At 68.8% G+C, this 19,805-nt stretch carries 22 protein-coding genes; 12 read left to right on the top strand and 10 right to left on the bottom strand.

Features of this window, described 5'->3' with window-relative positions:
- Positions 1-14: 14 nt before the first annotated feature.
- Entirely contained in the window at positions 15-737 is a 723-nt protein-coding gene (locus ACF8ML_RS23115) for a glutathione S-transferase C-terminal domain-containing protein (RefSeq protein ID WP_016449860.1), read from the top strand.
- Between the two features lie 131 nt (positions 738-868).
- Entirely contained in the window at positions 869-1,915 is a 1,047-nt protein-coding gene (locus ACF8ML_RS23120; protein ID WP_012202840.1) for a pirin family protein, read from the top strand.
- A 6-nt stretch (positions 1,916-1,921) separates the two neighbouring features.
- Here the strand turns inward: ACF8ML_RS23120 and ACF8ML_RS23125 are convergent, their stop codons facing one another.
- Genes ACF8ML_RS23125 through ACF8ML_RS23135 form a run of 3 tightly spaced genes read right to left on the bottom strand, consistent with a single transcriptional unit; the run spans position 1,922 to position 4,809 of the window.
- On the bottom strand, positions 1,922-2,374 hold the full coding sequence (locus ACF8ML_RS23125; RefSeq protein WP_088165816.1) for a carboxymuconolactone decarboxylase family protein: 453 nt from the start codon (positions 2,372-2,374) through the stop codon (positions 1,922-1,924).
- 16 nt (positions 2,375-2,390) lie between these two features.
- Positions 2,391-3,767: a lyase family protein gene (locus ACF8ML_RS23130; protein WP_392408122.1), complete on the bottom strand. Its 1,377-nt coding sequence runs from the start codon at positions 3,765-3,767 to the stop codon at positions 2,391-2,393.
- Between the two features lie 16 nt (positions 3,768-3,783).
- On the bottom strand, positions 3,784-4,809 hold the full coding sequence (locus tag ACF8ML_RS23135; RefSeq protein WP_392408123.1) for a Bug family tripartite tricarboxylate transporter substrate binding protein: 1,026 nt from the start codon (positions 4,807-4,809) through the stop codon (positions 3,784-3,786).
- 101 nt (positions 4,810-4,910) lie between these two features.
- Between ACF8ML_RS23135 and ACF8ML_RS23140 the strand changes: the two genes are divergently transcribed.
- Complete coding sequence (locus ACF8ML_RS23140) at positions 4,911-5,804, top strand: LysR family transcriptional regulator (RefSeq protein WP_047326367.1); 894 nt, start codon at positions 4,911-4,913, stop codon at positions 5,802-5,804.
- Positions 5,805-5,915: 111 nt separating this feature from the next.
- A complete protein-coding gene (locus ACF8ML_RS23145; RefSeq protein ID WP_034399899.1) occupies positions 5,916-6,386 on the top strand; it encodes a peptidylprolyl isomerase in 471 nt (156 codons plus the stop codon).
- 87 nt (positions 6,387-6,473) lie between these two features.
- Here the strand turns inward: ACF8ML_RS23145 and ACF8ML_RS23150 are convergent, their stop codons facing one another.
- Positions 6,474-7,319, bottom strand: coding sequence for a class III extradiol dioxygenase family protein (locus ACF8ML_RS23150; protein WP_016449853.1), 846 nt, complete (start codon positions 7,317-7,319; stop codon positions 6,474-6,476).
- A gap of 47 nt (positions 7,320-7,366) precedes the next feature.
- Positions 7,367-7,708, bottom strand: coding sequence for a protocatechuate 4,5-dioxygenase subunit alpha (locus tag ACF8ML_RS23155; protein WP_392408125.1), 342 nt, complete (start codon positions 7,706-7,708; stop codon positions 7,367-7,369).
- A gap of 76 nt (positions 7,709-7,784) precedes the next feature.
- Here ACF8ML_RS23155 and ACF8ML_RS23160 point away from each other — a divergent pair, with 76 nt between their 5' ends.
- On the top strand, positions 7,785-8,804 hold the full coding sequence (locus ACF8ML_RS23160) for a LysR family transcriptional regulator (RefSeq protein WP_392408126.1): 1,020 nt from the start codon (positions 7,785-7,787) through the stop codon (positions 8,802-8,804).
- Here the strand turns inward: ACF8ML_RS23160 and ACF8ML_RS23165 are convergent.
- Positions 8,706-9,587 carry a gamma-glutamyl-gamma-aminobutyrate hydrolase family protein gene (locus tag ACF8ML_RS23165; RefSeq protein WP_012202849.1) on the bottom strand — a complete coding sequence of 294 codons (882 nt, stop codon included), beginning with the start codon at positions 9,585-9,587 and terminating at the stop codon, positions 8,706-8,708. The two genes, ACF8ML_RS23160 and ACF8ML_RS23165, sit on opposite strands and share 99 nt — an antisense overlap.
- A 371-nt stretch (positions 9,588-9,958) precedes the next feature.
- Here ACF8ML_RS23165 and ACF8ML_RS23170 point away from each other — a divergent pair, with 371 nt between their 5' ends.
- Positions 9,959-10,339: an HPF/RaiA family ribosome-associated protein gene (locus tag ACF8ML_RS23170; protein WP_016449850.1), complete on the top strand. Its 381-nt coding sequence runs from the start codon at positions 9,959-9,961 to the stop codon at positions 10,337-10,339.
- A 97-nt stretch (positions 10,340-10,436) separates the two neighbouring features.
- Here the strand turns inward: ACF8ML_RS23170 and ACF8ML_RS23175 are convergent, their stop codons facing one another.
- A complete protein-coding gene (locus ACF8ML_RS23175) occupies positions 10,437-11,375 on the bottom strand; it encodes a pirin family protein (protein ID WP_016452068.1) in 939 nt (312 codons plus the stop codon).
- 191 nt (positions 11,376-11,566) lie between these two features.
- On the opposite strand from ACF8ML_RS23175, the gene ACF8ML_RS23180 reads away from it, so the two are divergent.
- Positions 11,567-11,863 carry a hypothetical protein gene (locus ACF8ML_RS23180; protein ID WP_392408127.1) on the top strand — a complete coding sequence of 99 codons (297 nt, stop codon included), beginning with the start codon at positions 11,567-11,569 and terminating at the stop codon, positions 11,861-11,863.
- 81 nt (positions 11,864-11,944) lie between these two features.
- Here ACF8ML_RS23180 and ACF8ML_RS23185 read toward each other — a convergent pair whose 3' ends face one another.
- Together ACF8ML_RS23185 and ACF8ML_RS23190 are read right to left on the bottom strand one after the other, a co-directional pair.
- The gene (locus ACF8ML_RS23185; protein ID WP_047473446.1) at positions 11,945-12,355 is read right to left on the bottom strand and encodes an OsmC family protein; all 411 of its coding nucleotides are present in this window, start codon (positions 12,353-12,355) and stop codon (positions 11,945-11,947) included.
- 57 nt (positions 12,356-12,412) lie between these two features.
- Positions 12,413-13,309 (bottom strand): MBL fold metallo-hydrolase, encoded by an 897-nt coding sequence (locus tag ACF8ML_RS23190; protein ID WP_392408128.1) that lies wholly within the window; start codon positions 13,307-13,309, stop codon positions 12,413-12,415.
- 81 nt (positions 13,310-13,390) lie between these two features.
- Here ACF8ML_RS23190 and ACF8ML_RS23195 point away from each other — a divergent pair, with 81 nt between their 5' ends.
- The 4 genes from ACF8ML_RS23195 (at position 13,391) to ACF8ML_RS23210 (ending at position 16,559) form a co-directional block, all read left to right on the top strand.
- The gene (locus tag ACF8ML_RS23195; RefSeq protein WP_017404646.1) at positions 13,391-13,708 is read left to right on the top strand and encodes a helix-turn-helix transcriptional regulator; all 318 of its coding nucleotides are present in this window, start codon (positions 13,391-13,393) and stop codon (positions 13,706-13,708) included.
- A 25-nt stretch (positions 13,709-13,733) separates the two neighbouring features.
- Positions 13,734-14,264, top strand: coding sequence for a rhodanese family protein (locus ACF8ML_RS23200; protein ID WP_016452065.1), 531 nt, complete (start codon positions 13,734-13,736; stop codon positions 14,262-14,264).
- A gap of 101 nt (positions 14,265-14,365) precedes the next feature.
- Positions 14,366-15,748, top strand: coding sequence for an aminopeptidase P N-terminal domain-containing protein (locus ACF8ML_RS23205; protein ID WP_392408129.1), 1,383 nt, complete (start codon positions 14,366-14,368; stop codon positions 15,746-15,748).
- Positions 15,741-16,559, top strand: a complete 819-nt coding sequence (locus ACF8ML_RS23210; RefSeq protein WP_016449842.1) for a hypothetical protein — start codon at positions 15,741-15,743, stop codon at positions 16,557-16,559. Before ACF8ML_RS23205 ends, ACF8ML_RS23210 begins: the two co-directional genes overlap by 8 nt.
- A 39-nt stretch (positions 16,560-16,598) precedes the next feature.
- Here the strand turns inward: ACF8ML_RS23210 and ACF8ML_RS23215 are convergent, their stop codons facing one another.
- Complete coding sequence (locus ACF8ML_RS23215) at positions 16,599-17,870, bottom strand: TIGR03118 family protein (protein WP_212645182.1); 1,272 nt, start codon at positions 17,868-17,870, stop codon at positions 16,599-16,601.
- Positions 17,871-18,336: 466 nt separating this feature from the next.
- Here ACF8ML_RS23215 and pyk point away from each other — a divergent pair, with 466 nt between their 5' ends.
- Positions 18,337-19,773 (top strand): pyruvate kinase, encoded by a 1,437-nt coding sequence (gene pyk / locus ACF8ML_RS23220; protein ID WP_016449840.1) that lies wholly within the window; start codon positions 18,337-18,339, stop codon positions 19,771-19,773.
- Positions 19,774-19,805: the final 32 nt, after the last annotated feature.

Genomic DNA, 19,805 nt, shown 5'->3' on the forward strand with positions numbered 1-19,805 from the left:
CTTCAAGGTGCCCCATGACTCCACAGAATCCGCTTTCCGCCTTTTCCGTCACGCGCAAGTGGCCGGCCATGCAGCCGGACCGCATCCAGCTGTATTCCCTGCCCACGCCCAACGGCGTCAAGGTGTCGATCGCTCTGGAGGAGATGGGCCTGCCGTATGAGGCGCACCGCGTGGGCTTCGAGAGCAATGACCAGCTCTCGCCCGAGTTCGTGGACACCTTTCCCAACAACAAGATCCCGGCCATCCTGGACCCGCAGGGTCCGGGCGGAAAGCCGCTGGCGCTGTTCGAGTCGGGCGCCATCCTGGTCTACCTGGCCGAGAAGTCCGGCAGCCCGCTGCTGCCCGCCGACCCGGCCGCGCGCTATGAAACGCTGCAGTGGCTGATGTTCCAGATGGGTGGCGTCGGCCCCATGTTCGGCCAGCTGGGGTTCTTCCACAAATTCGCGGGCAAGGACTTCGAGGACAAGCGTCCGCGCGACCGCTACGTGAACGAGTCCGTGCGCCTGCTGGGTGTGCTGGAGCGCCGCCTGGCCGGCCGCGCCTGGGTGATGGGCGAGCAGTTCACCATTGCCGACATCGCCCTGTGGCCCTGGGTACGCAACATGGTGGTGGAGCAGGGCTACAACGCGGCCGAACTGCTGGGCTGGGAGCGCTTTCCCGAGCTGCAGCGCGTGCTGGCCGCCTTCGTGGCGCGCCCGGCCGTGCAAAAGGGCCTGGTGACGCCGCCGCGCAACTGACCCGGCGGGCGTTGCATTCCTGGGCCGCACTGTCCCAGCCATGGTGGCTTTCAAAACCGGCGCGGGGGCCGCATCTGTCCGAGAATGCAGCGCCCCCCTTTTCTTGCGGGCGCAGCCTCACAGGAGCCACGATGACCGCAGCCACCACCCCCGTCCTCCAGAGCCAGCCGCTGGGCCCGCTGTGGCCCACCATGGACCCCTTCCTGTTCTGTGCCCACCATGACGATGCCTATCCGCCCAGCGATGGCCGACTGGGCGTGCAGGCCGTGGACCTGGAAGGCCGCCAGATGGGCAGCGACTTCAGCCGCAAGGACGGCTTTTCCATGTACCACGGCGATGGCGTGCCGGGCTTTCCCGGCCACCCGCACCGCGGCTTCGAGACCGTGACCCTGGTGCGCAAGGGCCTGATCGACCATTCCGATTCGCTGGGCGCAGCCGCGCGCTTTGGCGGCGGCGACGTGCAGTGGCTGACGGCCGGCAAGGGAATCCAGCATTCGGAGATGTTCCCGCTGCTCAACAGCGACGCGCCCAATCCGCTGGAGCTGTTCCAGATCTGGCTGAACCTGCCTGCTCGCTCCAAGATGGTGGAGCCGCACTTCACCATGTTCTGGAACGAACGCATCCCGCGCCTGGAGCATGCGGACGCCGCAGGCCGCAGGACCGTGGTCACCGTGGTCGCAGGCAGCCTGCCCGGCACGGCGGCCGCCCTGCCTCCGCCGCCCGAATCCTGGGCCTCGCAACCCGAGGGCGACGTGGCCATCTGGACGCTGCGCCTGGAGCCCGGCGCACGCTGGACGCTGCCGCGCGCAGCCGGCGCGGACACGCAGCGCATGCTGTATTTCTTTGCGGGCCAGGCACTGCAGGTCGGGCCCACGGCGCTGGCCCAGCATGCGGCCCTGCATGTGGATGCCACGCAGGACTGGGAACTGCACAACAGCGGCGCCGACGCCGTGGAATGCCTGGTGCTGCAGGGCCGCCCCATCGGCGAGAGCGTGGCGCAGTACGGCCCCTTCGTGATGAACACGCAGCAGGAAATCATGCAGGCCATGCAGGACTACCGGCGCACCCAGTTCGGCGGATGGCCCTGGGCCGAGCAGGACCCGGTGCATGGCGCAGAGAACCGGCGCTTTGCGCGCTACCCGGGCGCTGCGGCCGAGGAGCAGCCTCCGGCCGCCTGAGTCCGGTCAGGCCGTGTCTGCGGGTGGGTGAAAGCTGGCCGGCGCGGGCGTGCGCCCCAGCTCCTTGAGGATCTTCAGCGTGATGGCCATGCCGGTGTTGCCTGCGGGCACGCCGGCATAGACGGCGGTCTGCAGCAGCACTTCGCGGATGGTGTCCAGGTCCAGCGGCGCGGCCTCGGCATCGGCCGGGTCGGCCAGCAGCCCCGTGCGGATGTGCAGCTCGAACTCTTCCCAGCGGCCCATGGATGCCGTGATGGCCAGCACCATGATGCGGCGCGTGCGGCGCTCCAGGCCGGGGCGGCTCCAGATGCCGTCCCAGGCATAGGCCGTGATCATGCGCTGGAACTCCACATTCAGTTCGTTGGCGCGCGCCACGGATTGGTCCACCCATTCATCGCCCAGCACGCGGCGGCGGTTGGCAAGGCCGCGCTGCAGGGCGTCGGCGGAAGATTCGGTCATGGCGGGGGTTCCTGTGTCAAGCATCGGAATGGGCATTGGCGTGGGCGTGGGTCTGCGGCGCTGCCAGCAGCGCCAGGCATGCATCATGCGATGCCTGCACGGCGCGGGCCGGGTCGCAGGCCCGGGCCAGCGCATCTTGCAGCGCCTGCAGGGCCGCTGCGTCCAGCCGGGGCGCAGCCCATTCGGCCAGCAGCAGGCGCAGCTCGCGCCCCTGCTCCAGCGCCTGCGGGGCCAGCAGCTCCACGGCGGCCAGGGCCTCGGGCTTGCCCGTCCAGGGCGCCATGGCGTGCACGCAGGCCTCTGAAAACACCAGTCCCTGCAGGCCCCGCACATGGCCCAGCATGCGCTGCGGATGCACCTGCAGCGACTGGGCGGCCTGGCGCAATGCGGCGGCGGCGCCATGCACATGGCGCCACAGATCGGGCCAGTGGGCGACCTCGGCCTGCCACTCGCCCAGCGCGCGTTCATGGGCCTGGGCCATGCAGCCCAGCAGCAGGGCCGCGAGTTGGGGGATGGCCTGGGCCTGTGCCACCGCCTGCATCAGGTGCACGGGATTGCGCTTGTGCGGCATGGCGCTGGAGGTGCTGCCGCGCGGCGCCTCGCTGACCTCGCCCACCTCGTACTGCGCCATCAGCGACCAGTCCCGGGCCAGCTTGGCCAGGCTGCCGCCGCATACGGCGGCCTCCATGGCCAGGCGCATCCAGTCGTCGCGCTGCGTATGCCAGCTGCGGCCGCAGGCCGACAGGCCCAGGCGCCGGGCCAGTGCCTGCTCCACCTCGGCACGGTGGCTTCCCAGCACGGCGCCATTGCCCACGGCGCCGCCCAATTGCACGCACAGCGCAGCGGTGGCAAGCCTTTCAAACTGTTCGATGCTGCGCCCCACGGCGGCTGCCGACTGCGCGCACTTGAAGCCGAAGCTGGTGATCTGCGCGGGCTGCAGCAGGCTGCGCGCCAGCATGGGCGTGGCCGCGTGCGTGCGGGCCAGGGCCTGCAGCGCGGACTGCAGCCCGCCCAGCTCGGCCAGCAGCGCCTGCAGGGCCTGCTGCGTGAGCAGGGCCTGCGCCGTGTCCACGGCGTCCTGCGTGGTCGCACCCCAGTGCAGCCAGGGCAGGCCTTCCGGGGCGTAGGCCTGCAGCCACTGCTGCAGCGGCCGCACCACAGCCAGGCCCAGCGCGCCGCTGGCGCGCGCCTGCTCCACCACGCCTTCGCACGTGAGCGGCGCCTGCGCGCAGGCGCGCGCAATGGCCTCGGCGGCCGGGCGCGGCACCAGGCCGCAGTCGGCCTGGGCCTGGGCCAGCGCGCTCTCGAAGCGCAGCAGCGCGTCCAGCCAGCGCGCGTCTGCAAACCAGTGGCCGCTGTCGGCCGGGCCCAGATAGTCCTTCACCAATGACATGCTGTCCTTGCCGGTCTCAGGCCGTGGCGCCCGAGGCCTTGATCACGGCGGCCCACTTGGCGCTCTCCACCTGGATGCGGGCCGCGTACTGCGCGCCATCGCCCAGCAGCGGCACGGCGCCCTCGATGCCCAGGCGCGACTGGAAGGATTCGGCAGACGCCACCTTGAGGACGTCGCGCCCCAGCGCGCGCACCGTCTCGGCAGGCGTGCCCTTGGGCGCGAGGATGCCGTAGGTCAGCGAGCTCTCGAAGTCGGCCAGCGCACGCACGCCGGACTCGGCCACCGTGGGCACGTCGGGCAGCTGGGGCTGGCGTTTGGCGCCAGTCACGGCCAGGGCGCGCAGCTTGCCGGCCTTCACCAGGGCCATGGCCGCGGGAATCACGCCAAAGCTGAAGTCCACATTGCCGCCCACCAGGTCGGTCAGCGACGGGGCCGTGCCTTTGTACGGCACATGGATGGCCTTGGCGCCCAGCGCGTGGGCGAACATCTCGCCCGTCAGGTGGCCGCCCGTGCCCGATCCGCTGGAGGCGTAGTTCATCTCGCCGCTGCGCTTGCGCATCTGCTCGGCCAGGTCGGCCACGCTGCGCACGGGCGAGGAAGCCGGCACCACCAGCAGCAGGGCCGACGATGCGAACATGGCCACCGGCTGCAGATCGGTGGCCGCATTGAACTTGAGGCCCGGGTACAGCGAGGGATTGATGGACACCGTGCCCGTATGGCCCAGCAGCCAGGTGCCGCCGTCGCCGGCTGCACGCACCACGGCTTCCGTGCCCAGGTTGCCGCCCGCGCCGGCCTTGTTCTCCACGATCATCCCGTAGCCGAAGGACTCGTTGAGGCCGTGCGCCATCTGCCGCGCAAATACATCGTTGCCGCCGCCTGGCGCAAACGGCACCACCAGGCGGCTGCCGCGCTTCTGGGCCCAGGCCGGCAGCGCACAGGCGGCCAGCGCGGCAGCGGCGGCGGACAGCCACATCCGGCGCGGCAAAGAGGTCTGAGAGGCTTGAGCGGTTTGAGAGGTTTGAGCGGTGGGCCGGGAATCCATGCGTCTGTCTCCTGGAAATAGTCGTTGTCACGCAGTGTGGTGCAGCGCAGCCTGGGAAAACAGCAGTTGCATCTGCGTTGTGATTCAAGAAAATGTGTGAAATGGACGTGAGATACATACACAATTTCTTGAGAGTAGTGGACACCGGCTCCATGTCCGAAGCCGCTCGCCAGCTGGATCTGAGCCCCTCGGCCATTGCCCAGCAGATGCGCGTGCTGGAAGGCGAGCTGGGTGCGCCGCTGCTGGTGCGCCATGGCCGCAGCGTGCGCGCCACCGAGGCGGGCGAGCGGCTGTTCGAGCGCGGCCGCCAGCTGCTGCAGGACTTCGAGGGCCTGCGCGAATGGGTGGCCTCGGACGCGGACGGCGGCGAGCTGCGGCTGGGCACCGTGAACACGGCGCTGCACGGCTTTGTGCCCGCCGTGATGCGGGCCTTCGTGGCGCGCCACGCCGAGGTGCGCATCAGCGTGCGCGCCGGCCTTACGCCCGAGCTGTACACGGCCCTGGTCCAGTCCGAGCTGGACGTGCTGATCTGCCTGCAACCCTCGTTCGACCTGCCCAAGACCGTGTGCTGGGCCGAGCTGCGCCAGGAGCCATTGGTCGTGCTGTGCCGCGCCCGCGACGCGCAGCAGGATCCGCTGGCCCTGCTGCGCACCAGGCCCCTGGTGCGCTACGACCGCTCCCTGGCCGGTGGCCGGCTGGCCGACCGCTACCTGCGCGCCCAGGGCATTGCGCCGCTGGAGCGCATGGAGCTGAACTCGGTGCTGGCCGTGGCCATGATGGTGGACCAGGGGCTGGGCGTGGGCCTGGTGCCCGACATCGGCCCCGTGCTCTCCCAGGGCCGCGACGTGCGCGTGCTGGCGCTGCCCGATCAGGCCGGCGGCGAAGGCCCCCGGCCTGCCGATGCGCGCAAGGTCGGCCTGCTGTGGCTGAACACCTCGGCCCGCGCGCGCTGGGCGCGCAGCCTGCTCGAATGCGCGCGCGAGTGCCTGGGCTGAGGCTGGGCAGCCGGTGAACCCCCGGTCCCGACGCTGGAATGCCCCAGGTCGCCGACAATGACGGCTTTGCGCGGCGCGCCTTTTGCGCTGCGGTTTTCCAAGGCCTTTGCCATGAACATCACCAAAGACACCGCCGTCACCATCAACTACAAGATCACCGACAAGCTGGGCAAGCTGCTCGACAAGGGCGACGTGGCCTATCTGCATGGCGGCTACGACAACATCTTCGCCAAGGTGGAAGCCGCCCTGGACGGCAAGGCCGTGGGCGACACGCTGACCGTGGACCTGGCCGTGGAAGACGCCTTCGGCGCGCGCGACGAGAGCCTGACCCGCACCATCCCCAAGGGCGAGTTCCCGCCCGGCGTGAAGGTGGGCGGCCAGCTGCGCGGCACGGATGACCAGGGCCAGCCCCAGATCTACCACGTGGTCAAGATCAAGGGCCCCGTGGTGCTGCTGGACGGCAACCACCCGCTGGCCGGCATGGCGCTGCACTTTGCCTGCAAGGTCACCGAAGTGCGCGCGGCCAAGCCCGAGGAAATCGAGCACCGCCACGTGCACGGCGGCCACGGCCACCACCATTGAGAGGCAGGGCCGGGATACACCCGGTCCGCACGGCTACGCAGAGCACAAAGGCCGCCTGGCATGCCCGGCGGCCTTTGTGCTTTGCGACTAGACCGCCTCCAGCGCCAGCAGCGCCGTGGCGGTGTTGGAGATCGGTATGTGGTAGTTGCCGTGCACGCGGCGCACGCCGGGCGCAGCCGCGGACAGGGCGCCGCGCATGGCCAGCCACATCAGCAGTTCCACGCCCTGGGTGCCGGTCTTTTCCACGAGTTCATGCACGCTGAACTGCGTGGCCCATTCGGGATTGGTGGCCATGCTTTCAAGGAATTGCAGGTCGAAGGCCTTGTTGATGAAGCCCGCGCGCTCGCCATCGAGCTGGTGCGACAGGCCCCCTGAGGCAATGACGGCCACGCGCTGGTCGCTGTTCCAGCGCGCAATCGCCCGGCCCACGGCCTGGCCCAGCGCATAGCAGCGGCGCGCCGAGGGCAGCGGGAACTGCACGGTATTGATGCACACCGGCACGACGGCCACAGGGCAGTCGCCCTCGGGCCAGAACAGCTTGAGCGGCAGCGTGCAGGCATGGTCCACCAGCATCTCCTGGCAGCTGACCACATCGAAGTCCTCCCCCACCAGGGACTCGATCAGGTGCCATGACAGCTCCGCGTGGCCGCGCAGCGGTGCCAGCGTGGGAATGCCCCAGCCTTCGTCGGCGTTGCAGTAGCGCTCGGCCGCGCCCACGGCGAAGGTAGGCATCTTGTCGAGGAAGAAGTTCAGGCCGTGGTCGTTGTAGAACACCACCACCACGTCGGGGCGCTGGGCGGCCAGCCATTCGCGGATGGGCGGAAAGCCGTCGAAGAAGGGCTTCCAGTACGGCTCGTTCTGCAGGCCCTTGTGGATGGCGTTGCCGATGGCGGGAATGTGCGAGGTGCCGAGGCCGCCGATGAGATGTGCCATGGTGGGTGTCTCCTGTACTGTGTCTTGCGTGTGGTCTGCGGCGGGGCTCAGGCGTGCGAGTGCAGCAGGGCCTGGAATTCGGCCTTGGTCATGCCGGTCTGCTGGGCGCCTATGTCCTGCATGTCCAGGTGGAAGATGCCGGCCAGCTTGGCCAGGTAGTAGGCGTTGCCGCCGGCCGCGATCATCTGCAGCACGTTGCGCGCGCGCACGGCCTCGGCCTGCTCCTGGTTCAGCCCGTAGCTGCGCATATAGGCCTCTTCGTCGGCCAGGAAGGCCTGGCGGTTGGCCAGCTCGTTGAAGGAAAAGCACATGCTGTTGAGCGCATAGCCCTTGCGGGCCTGCCTGCCGTCGAACAGGGTGGTGCCGGGAATCTGCGGCTGATCGGCCATGTTTTGTCTCCGGTATTTGCGTTGGATCAGCGGCAGTGTCCGGCGCGCGTTGCCAAAGATAAAGCGGCGGCCAATCATGGAATGCATGAGACAAATCGATGGATCGCAGCTCGATGGCAGGCTGCTGCAACTGCTGCTGGCCGTGCTGGAGACCGGCAGCGTCACGGCGGCGGCGCAGCGCCTGGGCGTGACGCAATCGGCCGTCAGCCATCTGCTGGACAAGCTGCGCGCCATCACGGGCGACCGATTGTTCGTGCGGCAGGGGCGGGGCATTGCGCCCACGGCCCATGCACTGGCGCTGCAGGACCCTGCGCGCGAGCTGCTGCGGCAGATGCAGCAGTTCGGCCGAGGGCCCAGCTTTGACCCCGCGCACTGGCGTGCCGAGATCACCATTGCCGCCAACGACCTGCAGCGCGAGCTGCTGCTGCCAGCGCTGGCCCGGCGCCTGCGCTCAGCCGCGCCCGGGACGGTGCTGCGCGTGATCGACAGCGGCGCGCCGGATGCCGAACTGCTGCGCTCGGACGCCTGCCTGCTGGCCATCAGCCCGCGCCCGCCCGATGCCACGGACATCGTGCAAAAGCGCCTGTTCAGCGATGAGTACGCAGTCTTCTATGACAGCGCCGTGCGACAGCCGCCGGCCAGCCTGGCCGACTATCTGCGCGCCGACCACGCCACCGTGGCCTATGCCGACCGCCAGGCGCTGGACCTGGACCTGCAACTGCAGGCGCGCGGGCTGGAGCGCTGCTTTGCCGTGCGCGTGCCGGGCTTTGCGGCGCTGGCCGCCTTTGTGCGCGGCACGCCGCTGCTGGCGACGGCGCCGTCGCTGCTGGGCCGCACGGCCCTGTCATCGCTGGCCAGCGTTGCGGTGCCCGTGGACTGCCCGCCGCTGCCCATGTTCATGATCTGGCACGCGCGCCACCAGGCCGATCCCGCCCATGCGTGGCTGCGCGGGCAGTTGCAGCAGGTGGTGGCGCAGGCGCTTGGCGGCGCCGAGCCGTCAATGCCTGCGAAGCAAGGCGCGCCGCAGCAGGCGCGCGGCGCGGTTGCGGATCTGGAAGGGGCTGTGGCTCACGGCCGGGCTCACGCGGGCGCGTGAGCAGGCAGCCAGGAAGTCGCGCAGCAGCACGCTGTCATCCAGCGTGCTGGTGTCCGGGTTGCGGAACTGGAATTCGGGGTGCCACTGCGTGGCGGCGATATAGCTCTTGAGCGTGCCGGGCTTGCGGAAGATGGCCTCGGGAATGCGGTCGGGCAGGCTCCAGGCCTCCACATCGAACTCGGGCGCCACGTCCTTGATGCCCTGGTGGTGGATGCTGTTCACGCGTGCGCGGTCCAGCGTGGGGTACAGCGCCTCCAGCCGGCTGCCGGGCACGATGGCGATGTCGTGGTAGTGGCGGTCGTACTCGGTGGGATTGCGGTGCAGCTGCGAGCCGGGCACCTGGGTCTCGATGTCCTGGTAGAGCGTTCCGCCGAAGGCCACGTTGATCAGCTGCAGACCGCGGCAGACGCCGAAGATGGGCTTGCCGGCCTGGGAAAACGCCTCAACCACGGCCAGGTCGTAGAGGTCGCGCACGCGGTCGCCCAGCCATTCGGGGCGCATGGGCTCCTCGCCATAGCTGCCGGGCCAGACATCGGCGCCGCCATGCATGACCACGCCATCCAGCCACTCGGCATAGTGCTCCAGCGTCACATCGCCGCGCGCGGTCTCGCCTGTGGGGCAGGGCACCATCACCACCATGGCGCCGGCCGACATGATCCAGTGCGCTATCGATTGCTCCACGTACTGCAGCGTCTTGCCCGTGAACAGCGGACGCTGCGGGTCCGCATGGGAGAAACAGGCCGAAAGGCCGATCTTGAGGCGGCGTGAGGCAAGTGGGCTCATGGGGTGGTGGGCAAGGGGAAAGTCCTGATGGTCACGTTGTAAGCCCAATCGTGCCTGCGACCTGTAGGAAGGGGTTGAACGCCCGCGACCGGCGCAGGGCCATCACCGCAAATAGGTGTAGGTGAATGCAAGAGTTGTCTTGAGGCATCTCAAGCTTCTTCAGCGCGCTGAACCCGGCGTCGCCCCTCTGGGTGTAGCCTGTAGGCAGGGTGGGGACTGCGGATGCTGCAGTGCGAAAAACCTGACGACGCAGGGTGCGACTTGCTGTGCAGGCAGCCCGCATGGCGTTACGATGGTTTCGCCAGTTCATCAATGGCCCCGACAACCCCGCCGCGCCGGTGGTGCGGCTTTTGGCGACTAGGAGGATATGCATGCAAGTTCAGGTTCATGCCGACGATTCGATCCAGGGTGGCGAGTCCTTGGCGCAATGGGCGCAGGAAGAAATCAACGCCAAGCTGGCGAGATTGAAGGACTATGTGGTGCGCGTGGAGGTGTTCCTCACGGGTGTCGATGCGCTCAAGACCTCGGGGGCTCCCGGCAAGCGCTGCGTTCTGGAGACCCGGGCCAACGGACGCCCGCCGATCGCCGTGAACGCCGAGGCCGAGAAGGTCAAGGACGCCTTCAACGCCGCCATCGATAAGCTGAAGCGGGCGGTGGAAACCGATCTGGGCAAGCTCAAGGACAAGCATGGCCGCGAGAGCGTGCGCGGCGTGGAAGATGGCACCGAGGTGGATGCGGCCAGCCCGGCCTGACCCTCGAAACTCCCGCAACATCAACGGCAAGGCGCCCCTTTCGGGGCGCCTTTTTGCTGGGGCAGCGATCGCCGCGAAGACTGCGGTACGGCGCGTTTCAGCGCGAGGCGCGCAGCACCACGCCGTCCAGCGAAGGCGCATGCAGCGGCGCCAGGGGCGAAGCCAGCGGCGGTCCGAAGCGGCGCGCCGCAGTGGCGGGCTGCCGGGTCTCGGCCTCCCACTGCGCGCGGGCCTCGGCGATTTCCTCTCCCGTGCGCGCCACGAAGTTCCACCACAGCAAGATGGCTTCATCCATGGGCTCGCCGCCAATGACCAGCAGGCGGCTGCCGGGCGCCGCTTCGATGGCGACCGAGGGCGTGCCCAGGGGCAGGTAGAGCAATTCCTCCACCGGCAGCGGCTGGCCGTTCACGCGCACGTCGCCTTCCAGGCTGAGCACGGCATGCTCGAAATCGGCGCGCAGCGGCAACGTGGCGACGGCATTGGCGCTGCGTGCGCTGTCCGCATGCAGGTCCACGCTCATCAGGGGCGTGTGCACCTCGGCGGGCGACGTCAGGCCCAGCGCCTCGCCGGCCAGCACCGTGGCCGTGAAGTCCCCCACCGTGGTCCTGGGCAGCTCGGGGTAGTGCTGGAAGCGAGGCGGACCGTTGCGGTGCGATTCGGGCAGCGCAATCCACAGCTGGGCGGCGTGGATGTGCGAGGGCGTCTGGCTTTCCTCGGAATGGGCGATGCCGTGGCCTGCCGTCATCAGATTGACCTGTCCGGGCCGGATGATCTGGGTGTTGCCCAGGCTGTCGCGGTGCAGCACTTCGCCGCGGATCATCCAGGTGAAGGTCTGCAGGCCGATATGGGGATGCGGGCCGACCTGCATGCCGGGCGGCGCGGGATCGGCGGGGCCGGCGTGGTCGAGAAAGCACCAGGCACCGACCTTGCGCAGGGCGCGCTGCGGAATGGCGCGCTGGATGGGAATGCCGCCCACGTCGGCGGTGCGGGTGGGAAGGTGCTGGGGCTGGGAGTTGGGTGGGGACGTGTCGGACATGGGCGGATCGGCCTGGTTCGTGGGGGAGGCCACCAGTGTCGTGCAGCTCGGCGCAGCAGGCAAACCAGGATCGCAGATATTGGGCCTGTTCGCTGACAGCGCATTCTCAGGAACATTGTTTACATTCGAGGAACGGCCCGGCGCCCGTCCTTTTGGCGGGCGCCGGCCTCACTCTTACAGGAGAAAACGCCATGAATACATCCGTACAGACGCACGCCGAAGCCGCTGAAGAGGCGGTCCAGAGCGCCGTGGAAGTCCAGCGATTCCCCGAGAAATTCGAAGCCACGGTCACCGGCAATGTGCAGCACCGGGTAGGCGATGGCCAATTGGAAGACATTCCGCGTGGCACCCGTGTGCAGGTAACCACGGCCATCGGAAGCTATGTGCTGTCCTGGACCCAGGAGGATCAGCCGATCACCGTGTCGCTGGCCAAGCGGGAGTTCGAACTCTATGTCGATACGGGGGAGATCGAGGTCAGCGAAGCCTGACGCCGGCCATGTCCCCGTCCACTCCGAAGGCCCTGCGGCATACCTGCCGCAGGGCCTTTTGCATGGTGGCCAGTCCTTCGCTCAGGCGGGCAACTGCAGCGCGGTCTGGATGCGCACTTCGCCGGCCAGCAGCTTGTGCACGGGGCAGGCCTCGGCCACCTGCAGCAGGCGCTGGCGCTGCTCGTCGTCCAGGTCGCCTTGCAGCGTGATCTGGCGTTCGATCAGGTTGCCGCTGGCCGGCGTGCCTTCGGGGTTCAGGCGCAATTGCACATCCACCTGCTCCAGCTTCCACTGCTTGCGCGCCGCATACATCTGCAGCGTGACCGTGGTGCAGGCGCCCAGGGCCGACAGCAGCAGCTGCAGGGGGTTGGGCGCCGTGTCGCCGCCGCCCTTGTCCGCGGGCTCGTCCACATGCCAGCTGTGGCCTTGGGGGTCGCCAAGCGTGACGCGATAGGGGGTGTCCGTGCTGGTGGCATGGGCGCTGTGGATCATGGAAGGTCCTTTGTCCTGGGGGTGTCGCAAGAGGGGTGGGGGAGCCAACGGACGACTCTACGCCTGCTTCGCGTCCGCTGCCTGGGGCCGATGCTTCATGCGCAGCGGAATTTTGAGGTAGTGCACGCCGTTGGCCTCGGCCTCGGGCCAATGGCCTGCGTGCATGTTGACCTGGATGGCGGGCAGCAGCAGGGCGGGCGCCGACAGCGTGGCGTCGCGCCGGTTGCGCATGGCCACGAAGCTGGCCTCGTCCACGCCCGCGTGCACATGCACGTTGCCGGCACGTTGGTCGGCCACGGTGGTTTCCCAGGCGTGGCGGTCGCGGCCCGGCGCCTTGTAGTCATGGCACATGAACAGGCGTGTTGCGGGCGGCAGGGCCAGCAGGCGCTGGATGGAGCGGAACAGCGTGCGCGCATCGCCGCCCGGAAAGTCGGCGCGCGCCGTGCCGTAGTCGGGCATGAACAGCGTATCGCCCACGAAGACCACATCCTCGATGCGGTAGGACACGCAGGCGGGCGTATGGCCGGGCGTGTGCATCACCTCGATGCGCAGCCCGCCCAGGGGCAGGCTGTCGCCGTCTGCCAGCAGTCGGTCGAAAGGCGGCTCCCCGGCGGGCGCGGGCAGGTTGAAGACGGGGCGGAAGATGCGCTGCACCTCGCGGATGTGCTCGCCCACGGCGATCGGGGCGCCTGTGCGCTCGCGCAGGTACGGGGCCGCGCTGAGGTGGTCGGCATGCGCATGGGTTTCCAGGATCCAGCGCAGGCGCAGGCCCTGGGCCTGCGCGGCGGCCAGCACGGCATCGGCCGAGCCGGTGTGGGCCTGGCCGCTGGCATGGTCGTAGTCGAGCACGGGGTCGATGGCGGCGGCCTCGCCCGTGTTCGCATCCCAGACCAGGTAGGTCACGGTATGGGTGGCTTCGTCGAAGAATGGCGCGATGCGCAGCGGCGAGGTCATGAAAGCACTCCTTTGTCGATGGCTCCAGTGCAGCCTGCCGGCAAGTATATTAGAATTTGCTAAATTAGATTTTTCTTAATCATGAACCAACCCATCCTCTCCTCCGAACAGGCTTTCTTGCAGCAGGGTGCGGCGCGCGCCGCCGCCCTGCTGCGCGCCGTGGGCAACGAGAGGCGCCTGCTGGTGCTGTGCCTGCTGATCGAGCATGGCGAGCTGTCGGTGGGCGGGCTGCTGGAGCGTATCCCGCTGAGCCAGTCGGCCCTGTCCCAGCATCTGGCGCGCATGCGCGAGGAGGGCCTGGTCGCCTACCGCCGCGAGTCGCAGACCCTGTACTACCGCATCGCCGATCCCGATGCGCAAAAGCTGGTGGCGGCACTCAAGAGCATCTTCTGTCCCTGAAAACCCCCACCCCAGGAGTCGTCCCATGTCCCTTCCCCTCATCTCGGCCCAGGCCGCCCGCCAGTTGCAGGCGCAAGGCGCCTGGCTCATCGACATCCGCGCGCCCGACGAACATGCGCGCGAACGCATGGCAGGCGCCCGCAGCATGCCCATGGAGCGCCTGGGCGCCCAGGCCTGGGGCGATGCGCCGGCCGCCGTGGTCTTTCACTGCCGCTCCGGCAACCGCACGCGGCTCAACGCCCAGGCCCTGGCGGCTGCCTTGCCGCCCGGCTGTGCCGGCCATGTGCTCGACGGCGGCCTGGACGCCTGGAAGGCCGAAGGCCTGCCCGTGCTGCAAGACAGCCGCCAGCCGCTGGAGCTGCAGCGCCAGGTGCAACTGGGTGCGGGCGGGCTGGCTCTGCTGGGCGCCGTGCTCGGTGCCACGGTTTCACCGTGGTGGCACCTGCTTTCGGCCTTCGTGGGCTGCGGTCTGATCGTGGCTGGTGCCACCGGCTTTTGCGGACTGGCGCGCATGCTGATGAAGGCGCCCTGGAATCGGCGCGCCCTGGGGCAGTGACGGTGTCTGCGCTGAAGTCCACCTGACGCCGGCCGGCTGCCCCCCCTCCTTCCCCTGTTCCGGGGACTGTGGAGAACCCCGGACGGCAGTACGATAGCTGCATGACATCTGTTTATGCCCAACGCCGCGCACGCTTGGCCGCCCAGTTGGGCGCCGGCGGCATCGCCATCATTCCCACCGCTCCCGAGCGCCAGCGCAACCGGGACACCGGCTATCTGTACCGCCACGACAGCTATTTCTATTACCTGACCGGCTTTGCCGAGCCCAATGCCTGCCTGGTACTGGCCGCCGATGGCACCAGCGTGCTGTTTTGCCAGCCCAAGGACCTGGAGCGCGAAATCTGGGACGGCATCCGCCTGGGCCCCGAGGCTGCCGTGGCCACGCTGGGCGTGAGCCAGGCGTTCTCCAGCGCCGAGATCGATACGCGCCTGCCGCGCCTGCTGGAGAACCGGGGCCGCCTCTGGTATCCGTTCGCCACGCATGAAGGGCTGGCCGTGCGCGTGGAAGGCTGGCTGGGCCAGGTGCGCGCACGGGTGCGCTTTGGCGCGCTGTGCCCGTCCGAGCAGGGCGACCTGTGCACGCTGCTGGACGAGATGCGCCTGGTCAAGGACGCCCACGAGCAGGACATCATGCGCCGCGCCGCCGCCATCAGCGCCCAGGCCCATATCCGCGCCATGCAGCGCTCGGCGCGCATGCTGCGCGCAGGCCAGGAAGTGCGTGAATACCACCTGGATGCCGAGCTGCTGCATGAATTCCGCCAGCAGGGCTCGCAGTACGTGGCCTACGGCTCCATCGTGGCCGCCGGCGCCAATGCCTGCGTGCTGCACTACCAGGCCGACAAGGCCCCCGTGCGCGCGGGCGAACTGGTGCTGATCGACGCCGGCTGCGAGCTCGACGGCTACGCCAGCGACATCACGCGCACCTTCCCCGCCGATGGCCGCTTCACCGGCCCGCAGCGCGCGCTCTACGAGCTGGTGCTGGAAAGCCAGAAGGCTGCCGTGGCGGCCACGCGGGCCGGCGCGCGCTTCAACGATCCGCACGACGCCACCGTGGCCGTGCTGGCGCAGGGCATGCTGGATCTGGGCCTGCTGGACAAAAAGGTCTATGGCAATGCCCAGGACGTGATCGAGCAGCGCGCCTTCTTCCAGTTCTACATGCACCGCACCGGCCACTGGCTGGGCATGGACGTGCATGACTGCGGCAGCTATGTGGAGCCTTCGGAGCTGGGCCAGTCGCACGAGCGCAAGGACCCGCTGTCGGGCGAGTCCATCACCAACCGCCCCAGCCGCATCCTGCGTCCGGGAATGTGCACCACCATCGAGCCGGGCATCTACGTGCGCCCTGCGGCCGGCGTGCCCGAGCAGTTCCACAACATCGGCATCCGCATCGAGGACGATGCCATCGTCACCGAGACCGGCTGCGAGCTGATCACGCGCGGCGTGCCCGTGGAGCCCGACGAGATAGAAGCCTTGATGCGTGACTGACAACGCCAGCCTGCCCACCACCGGCCCCGTGTCCACTCTCATGCCCGCCCCATCGGCCTATGCCGCACCCGCACTGCCCCGGCTGAGCTGGCGCATCTTCACGGTGCTCTGGCTGCTGGGGCTGCCCGGCGTGGCGGCCATGGCCTGGTTCGTGCTGCCCGACTGGATGCGCATGCTGGGCCTGCCCGTGGAGCCGCTGGTCACGCCGCTCACCGGCATCGGCGTGATGGCCGCGCTGCTGGCCCTGCCCGTGGGCGTGGGCGTGTGGCTGGGGCCGCGGCTGGGCCTGTCCGCACCGCTGCTGACCACCTGGGTGGCCGGGCGTTCGCCCCAGCGCGCCGTGCGCTACCTCACGCTGCCGGGGCTGGCCGGCGGCGTGGTCGGCGCGGCCTGGCTGGTGACCCTGGCCCTGGCCTGGCCCGACGACCTGACCCTGATCGACCCCGTCTACGCCATGCCGCTGGGCGCCAAGATGCTGTACGCGGGCATCACGGCCGAGCTGGTGATGCGGCTGGGCGGCATGACGCTGGTGATGTGGCTGCTGTGGCGGCTGAGCGGGCGCACAGACCGCCGCCCGGGATGGACGCTGGGCTGGTGGTCCGTCATGCTGTCGGCCCTGCTGTGGGGCATGCTGCAGCTGGCCCTGGCCTGGAGCACCTGGGGCGGCCTGTCGGACGCGCTGGTGCTGCAGTTGCTGCTGTTCGAGGTCGTCCACGGCGCCGTGGGCGGCTTCCTGTTCTGGCGCTATGGCCTGGAGGCGGCCATGGTGGCCCATGCCATCACCTACCTGCTCTCGCACGGGCTGGTGTGAGGCCTGGCGTCTGCGCAATGACACCGCCAGGATGAAGCGTCACAGAAGCCTCAGCGAGCCGAACAGGCCCTCGGTCTCGTCCTCGGGGCCGGCGGCGAAGTAGAGCGCGTCGCTGTCGCCCAGGGCCACGCCGTTGCCGAACTGCAGGGCCCACAGGCCGGGGATGGCCACGGGGCGGTGCTGCGCGTCGCGCAGATCGTCCACATAGCGGCCCGTGGACAGGTCGAAGGCACAGATGCGGCCTGCTCCCCCGAAGTTGCCGACCAGCAGGTGCCCCGCCAGTGCGCCGAAGCCGTCAGGAGCGATGGCCACGCCCCAGGGCGCATTCAGGCGTCCATCGTCCTCATACATGCGCAGCAGGCGGCCGTCGAGGTCGAACTCGGCCAGCCTGCCGCGCGCAGGCCGGTTGCCGCTGGCCGCTTCTGCGGCTGCGTCCAGCGCATCCTCCTCGCCGGCATGGAACGCCAGGGGATCGTCCGGGTCGGGCTGGCTGATCGCATAGAGCACGAACACGCGGTCGCGGCGGCCGTCGTTGACGACCTGGATGTTGAAGGGCACCGGATCACCGGGCCGGGCCTCGCCTGCCGCGCCTGATGCGAACGGGTTGGCGAAGCCCTGGGTGGGCACCAGTTGCCACTGCGCGTCCAGCGTGCGGATCTGGGGCCGGGCGCCGAAGTCGGCCATCCACACGCGGTCCCATCGGCCCGTGTGGATGGCGGCCCCGAAGAAAGCCATGCCCTGGTCGGCGCCATTGAACATTTCCACCGCAGGGCCGTCCACCCGGACGATGGCGCCCGTCTGCGCATCGCGCTCCGTCCAGGCGCTGACGCTGCCGCTGTCGGTCACGAAGACGAAGCGGGCCGAGCCCTCGAGCAGTCGTCCGGCGGCAGGCTGCTGCCGGACCCGCAGCAGCTGCGAGTCCAGGGGCGCACCGTTGTAGACCACGCCGGTGACTTTGCCGGCACTGTCATCGCCGGTCAGGGCATCGGAGCGCGGAACGGCCACTTCGCGCAGGCCGTCCTGGTGCAGGGCGCGCATCCCGGGATCGGCCGAGCGAGCCACGTCACCGATGAACTGCCAGGACGTGCCCCCGCCGCCAATCCAGAAATGGCCTCCCGCGCCGGCCGGGCGGATGGCGATGCCCCAGCCGTTGACGAAGCCGGGCTGCGTGAAGCGCGCGCCGTAGCGCGCATGGCTGGCGAGCAGGGGAGTCTGGACATAGCGGTTGGCGGCAACATCGCCACCCGCGCCGCAGGCGGTCAGCGCCGGGGAGGCCAGGGTGGTCAGAACAAAGCGTCTGCGGTCAAGCATGGTGGATTTCCTGGTGGCATGGCAAAGCTGTGGATGGACTGGCTGAGCATGCGAAACCAAGGGGAACCGTATGTTCTGGCTGCGGCCTGCGGGCCGGGTGGACCACAGGAATATGAAGGCGATGCTAGGAAGCAGGGGCGGGCCGCGTCAATGTGGACCAGTCTGATTCTGTGGTGTCCTGCGGCGCGGTGAGCATTGCGAACGCGGCGGGCAAAACTGCTTTCACAGGAGGCCGGCATGGCACAGCGCCTTTGCCGGGAATGCTGCCGTGCAGCATCAAAAGCAATAGCGGCAAAGGCAGTGCACCGCAGTGTTCGGCGATGGCAACGGCATCCGGCCGCCCCCTTGCGCAGGCTCAGGACGCGGGGTCTTCAGGCCCGCACCGCATGCCGGAATGTTGCCTTCATGTAACCGCATTCGTGTGAGAATTGAAACCCGATTACAAACCCTGAGCGAGAGACATTCCATGCAAGTGAGCCGTGCCACCAAGATCGTCGCCACCCTGGGCCCCGCTTCCAGCGACCCGCAACTGCTGGAACAGATGGTGCGCGAAGGCGTCAACGTGGTGCGCCTGAATTTCAGCCACGGCAAGGCGCAGGACCACATCGACCGCGCCACCATGGTGCGCGAGGCGGCCCAGCGCGCAGGCCGCGAGGTGGCCATCATGGCCGACCTGCAGGGCCCCAAGATCCGCGTCGGCAAGTTCGCCGAAGGCAAGGTCATGCTGGAGCCCGGCGCGCGCTTCGTGCTCGACGCGTCGCGCACCGAGCCCGGCGACATCAACGGCGTGGGCCTGGACTACAAGGAACTGCCGCGCGACGTGAAGCCCGGCGACGTGCTGCTGCTCAACGACGGCCTGATCGTGCTCACCGTGGACCATGTGCGTGGCGACGAGGTGCACACCACCGTCAAGCTCGGCGGCGAACTGTCCAACAACAAGGGCATCAACAAGCAGGGCGGCGGCCTGACGGCCCCGGCGCTGACGGCCAAGGACATGGAGGACATCAAGACCGCCATGAGCTTCCAGGCCGACTACGTGGCCGTGAGCTTTCCCAAGAACGCCACCGACATGGAGATGGCGCGCCAGCTGTGCAACGTGGCTGCGGCCCAGTACGGCCACAAGCCCGGCCTGATTGCCAAGATCGAGCGCGCCGAGGCCATTCCGCGCCTGGAAGAGATCCTGCATGTCTCCGACGGCATCATGGTGGCGCGCGGCGACCTGGCCGTGGAAGTGGGCAACGCGGCCGTGCCCGCGCTGCAAAAGAAGATGATCCGCATGGCGCGCGACATGGACAAGTTCGTGATCACCGCCACGCAGATGATGGAAAGCATGATCACCAACCCCGTGCCCACGCGCGCCGAGGTCAGCGACGTGGCCAACGCCGTGCTGGACGGCACGGACGCCGTCATGCTCAGCGCCGAGACCGCCGCCGGCAGGTACCCGCTGGAGACCGTGCAGGAAATGGCCAAGATCTGCGCCGCCGCGGAAGCGGCCGAAGACCCGGACAGCGATGCCGAGTTCACCGGCCGCCAGTTCTCGCGCATCGACCAGTCGATCGCCATCGGCGCGCTGTTCACGGCCCACCACCTGGGCGCCAAGGCCATCGTCGCCATGACGGACAGCGGCTCCACCGCGCTGTGGATGAGCCGCCACCGCATCCACATCCCCATCTACGCGCTCACGCCCAAGATCTCCACGCAGCGCAAGATGGCCATGTACCGCAACGTGCGCCCCCTGCTCATGGACACCAGCGCCGACCGCGACACCGCGCTGGACCAGGCCGAAGGCCATCTGCGCGCGCGCAACATCGTGCAAAGCGGCGATGTCTATGCCATCACCTGCGGCGAGCCCATGGGCCAGCCCGGCGGCACCAACATGCTCAAGATATGTCGTGTGAACTGATGCGCACGCATCTGCTGCGCGTCAGTGATTGA

Source organism: Delftia sp. WSY_10, from assembly GCF_043104705.1.
In the GTDB taxonomy this organism is placed as follows: Bacteria; Pseudomonadota; Gammaproteobacteria; order Burkholderiales; family Burkholderiaceae_C; genus Comamonas; species Comamonas tsuruhatensis.

What these genes read in the sequence shown, in the direction of transcription:
- ACF8ML_RS23115 (WP_016449860.1), top strand. Translation starts at nt 15, where the DNA reads ATGACTCCACAGAATCCGCTTTCCGCCTTTTCCGTCACGCGCAAGTGG.
- ACF8ML_RS23120 (WP_012202840.1), top strand. Translation starts at nt 869, where the DNA reads ATGACCGCAGCCACCACCCCCGTCCTCCAGAGCCAGCCGCTGGGCCCG.
- ACF8ML_RS23125 (WP_088165816.1), bottom strand. Translation starts at nt 2,374, where the DNA reads ATGACCGAATCTTCCGCCGACGCCCTGCAGCGCGGCCTTGCCAACCGC.
- ACF8ML_RS23130 (WP_392408122.1), bottom strand. Translation starts at nt 3,767, where the DNA reads ATGTCATTGGTGAAGGACTATCTGGGCCCGGCCGACAGCGGCCACTGG.
- ACF8ML_RS23135 (WP_392408123.1), bottom strand. Translation starts at nt 4,809, where the DNA reads ATGGATTCCCGGCCCACCGCTCAAACCTCTCAAACCGCTCAAGCCTCT.
- ACF8ML_RS23140 (WP_047326367.1), top strand. Translation starts at nt 4,911, where the DNA reads ATGGACGTGAGATACATACACAATTTCTTGAGAGTAGTGGACACCGGC.
- ACF8ML_RS23145 (WP_034399899.1), top strand. Translation starts at nt 5,916, where the DNA reads ATGAACATCACCAAAGACACCGCCGTCACCATCAACTACAAGATCACC.
- ACF8ML_RS23150 (WP_016449853.1), bottom strand. Translation starts at nt 7,319, where the DNA reads ATGGCACATCTCATCGGCGGCCTCGGCACCTCGCACATTCCCGCCATC.
- ACF8ML_RS23155 (WP_392408125.1), bottom strand. Translation starts at nt 7,708, where the DNA reads ATGGCCGATCAGCCGCAGATTCCCGGCACCACCCTGTTCGACGGCAGG.
- ACF8ML_RS23160 (WP_392408126.1), top strand. Translation starts at nt 7,785, where the DNA reads ATGGAATGCATGAGACAAATCGATGGATCGCAGCTCGATGGCAGGCTG.
- ACF8ML_RS23165 (WP_012202849.1), bottom strand. Translation starts at nt 9,587, where the DNA reads ATGAGCCCACTTGCCTCACGCCGCCTCAAGATCGGCCTTTCGGCCTGT.
- ACF8ML_RS23170 (WP_016449850.1), top strand. Translation starts at nt 9,959, where the DNA reads ATGCAAGTTCAGGTTCATGCCGACGATTCGATCCAGGGTGGCGAGTCC.
- ACF8ML_RS23175 (WP_016452068.1), bottom strand. Translation starts at nt 11,375, where the DNA reads ATGTCCGACACGTCCCCACCCAACTCCCAGCCCCAGCACCTTCCCACC.
- ACF8ML_RS23180 (WP_392408127.1), top strand. Translation starts at nt 11,567, where the DNA reads ATGAATACATCCGTACAGACGCACGCCGAAGCCGCTGAAGAGGCGGTC.
- ACF8ML_RS23185 (WP_047473446.1), bottom strand. Translation starts at nt 12,355, where the DNA reads ATGATCCACAGCGCCCATGCCACCAGCACGGACACCCCCTATCGCGTC.
- ACF8ML_RS23190 (WP_392408128.1), bottom strand. Translation starts at nt 13,309, where the DNA reads ATGACCTCGCCGCTGCGCATCGCGCCATTCTTCGACGAAGCCACCCAT.
- ACF8ML_RS23195 (WP_017404646.1), top strand. Translation starts at nt 13,391, where the DNA reads ATGAACCAACCCATCCTCTCCTCCGAACAGGCTTTCTTGCAGCAGGGT.
- ACF8ML_RS23200 (WP_016452065.1), top strand. Translation starts at nt 13,734, where the DNA reads ATGTCCCTTCCCCTCATCTCGGCCCAGGCCGCCCGCCAGTTGCAGGCG.
- ACF8ML_RS23205 (WP_392408129.1), top strand. Translation starts at nt 14,366, where the DNA reads ATGACATCTGTTTATGCCCAACGCCGCGCACGCTTGGCCGCCCAGTTG.
- ACF8ML_RS23215 (WP_212645182.1), bottom strand. Translation starts at nt 17,870, where the DNA reads ATGCTTGACCGCAGACGCTTTGTTCTGACCACCCTGGCCTCCCCGGCG.
- pyk (WP_016449840.1), top strand. Translation starts at nt 18,337, where the DNA reads ATGCAAGTGAGCCGTGCCACCAAGATCGTCGCCACCCTGGGCCCCGCT.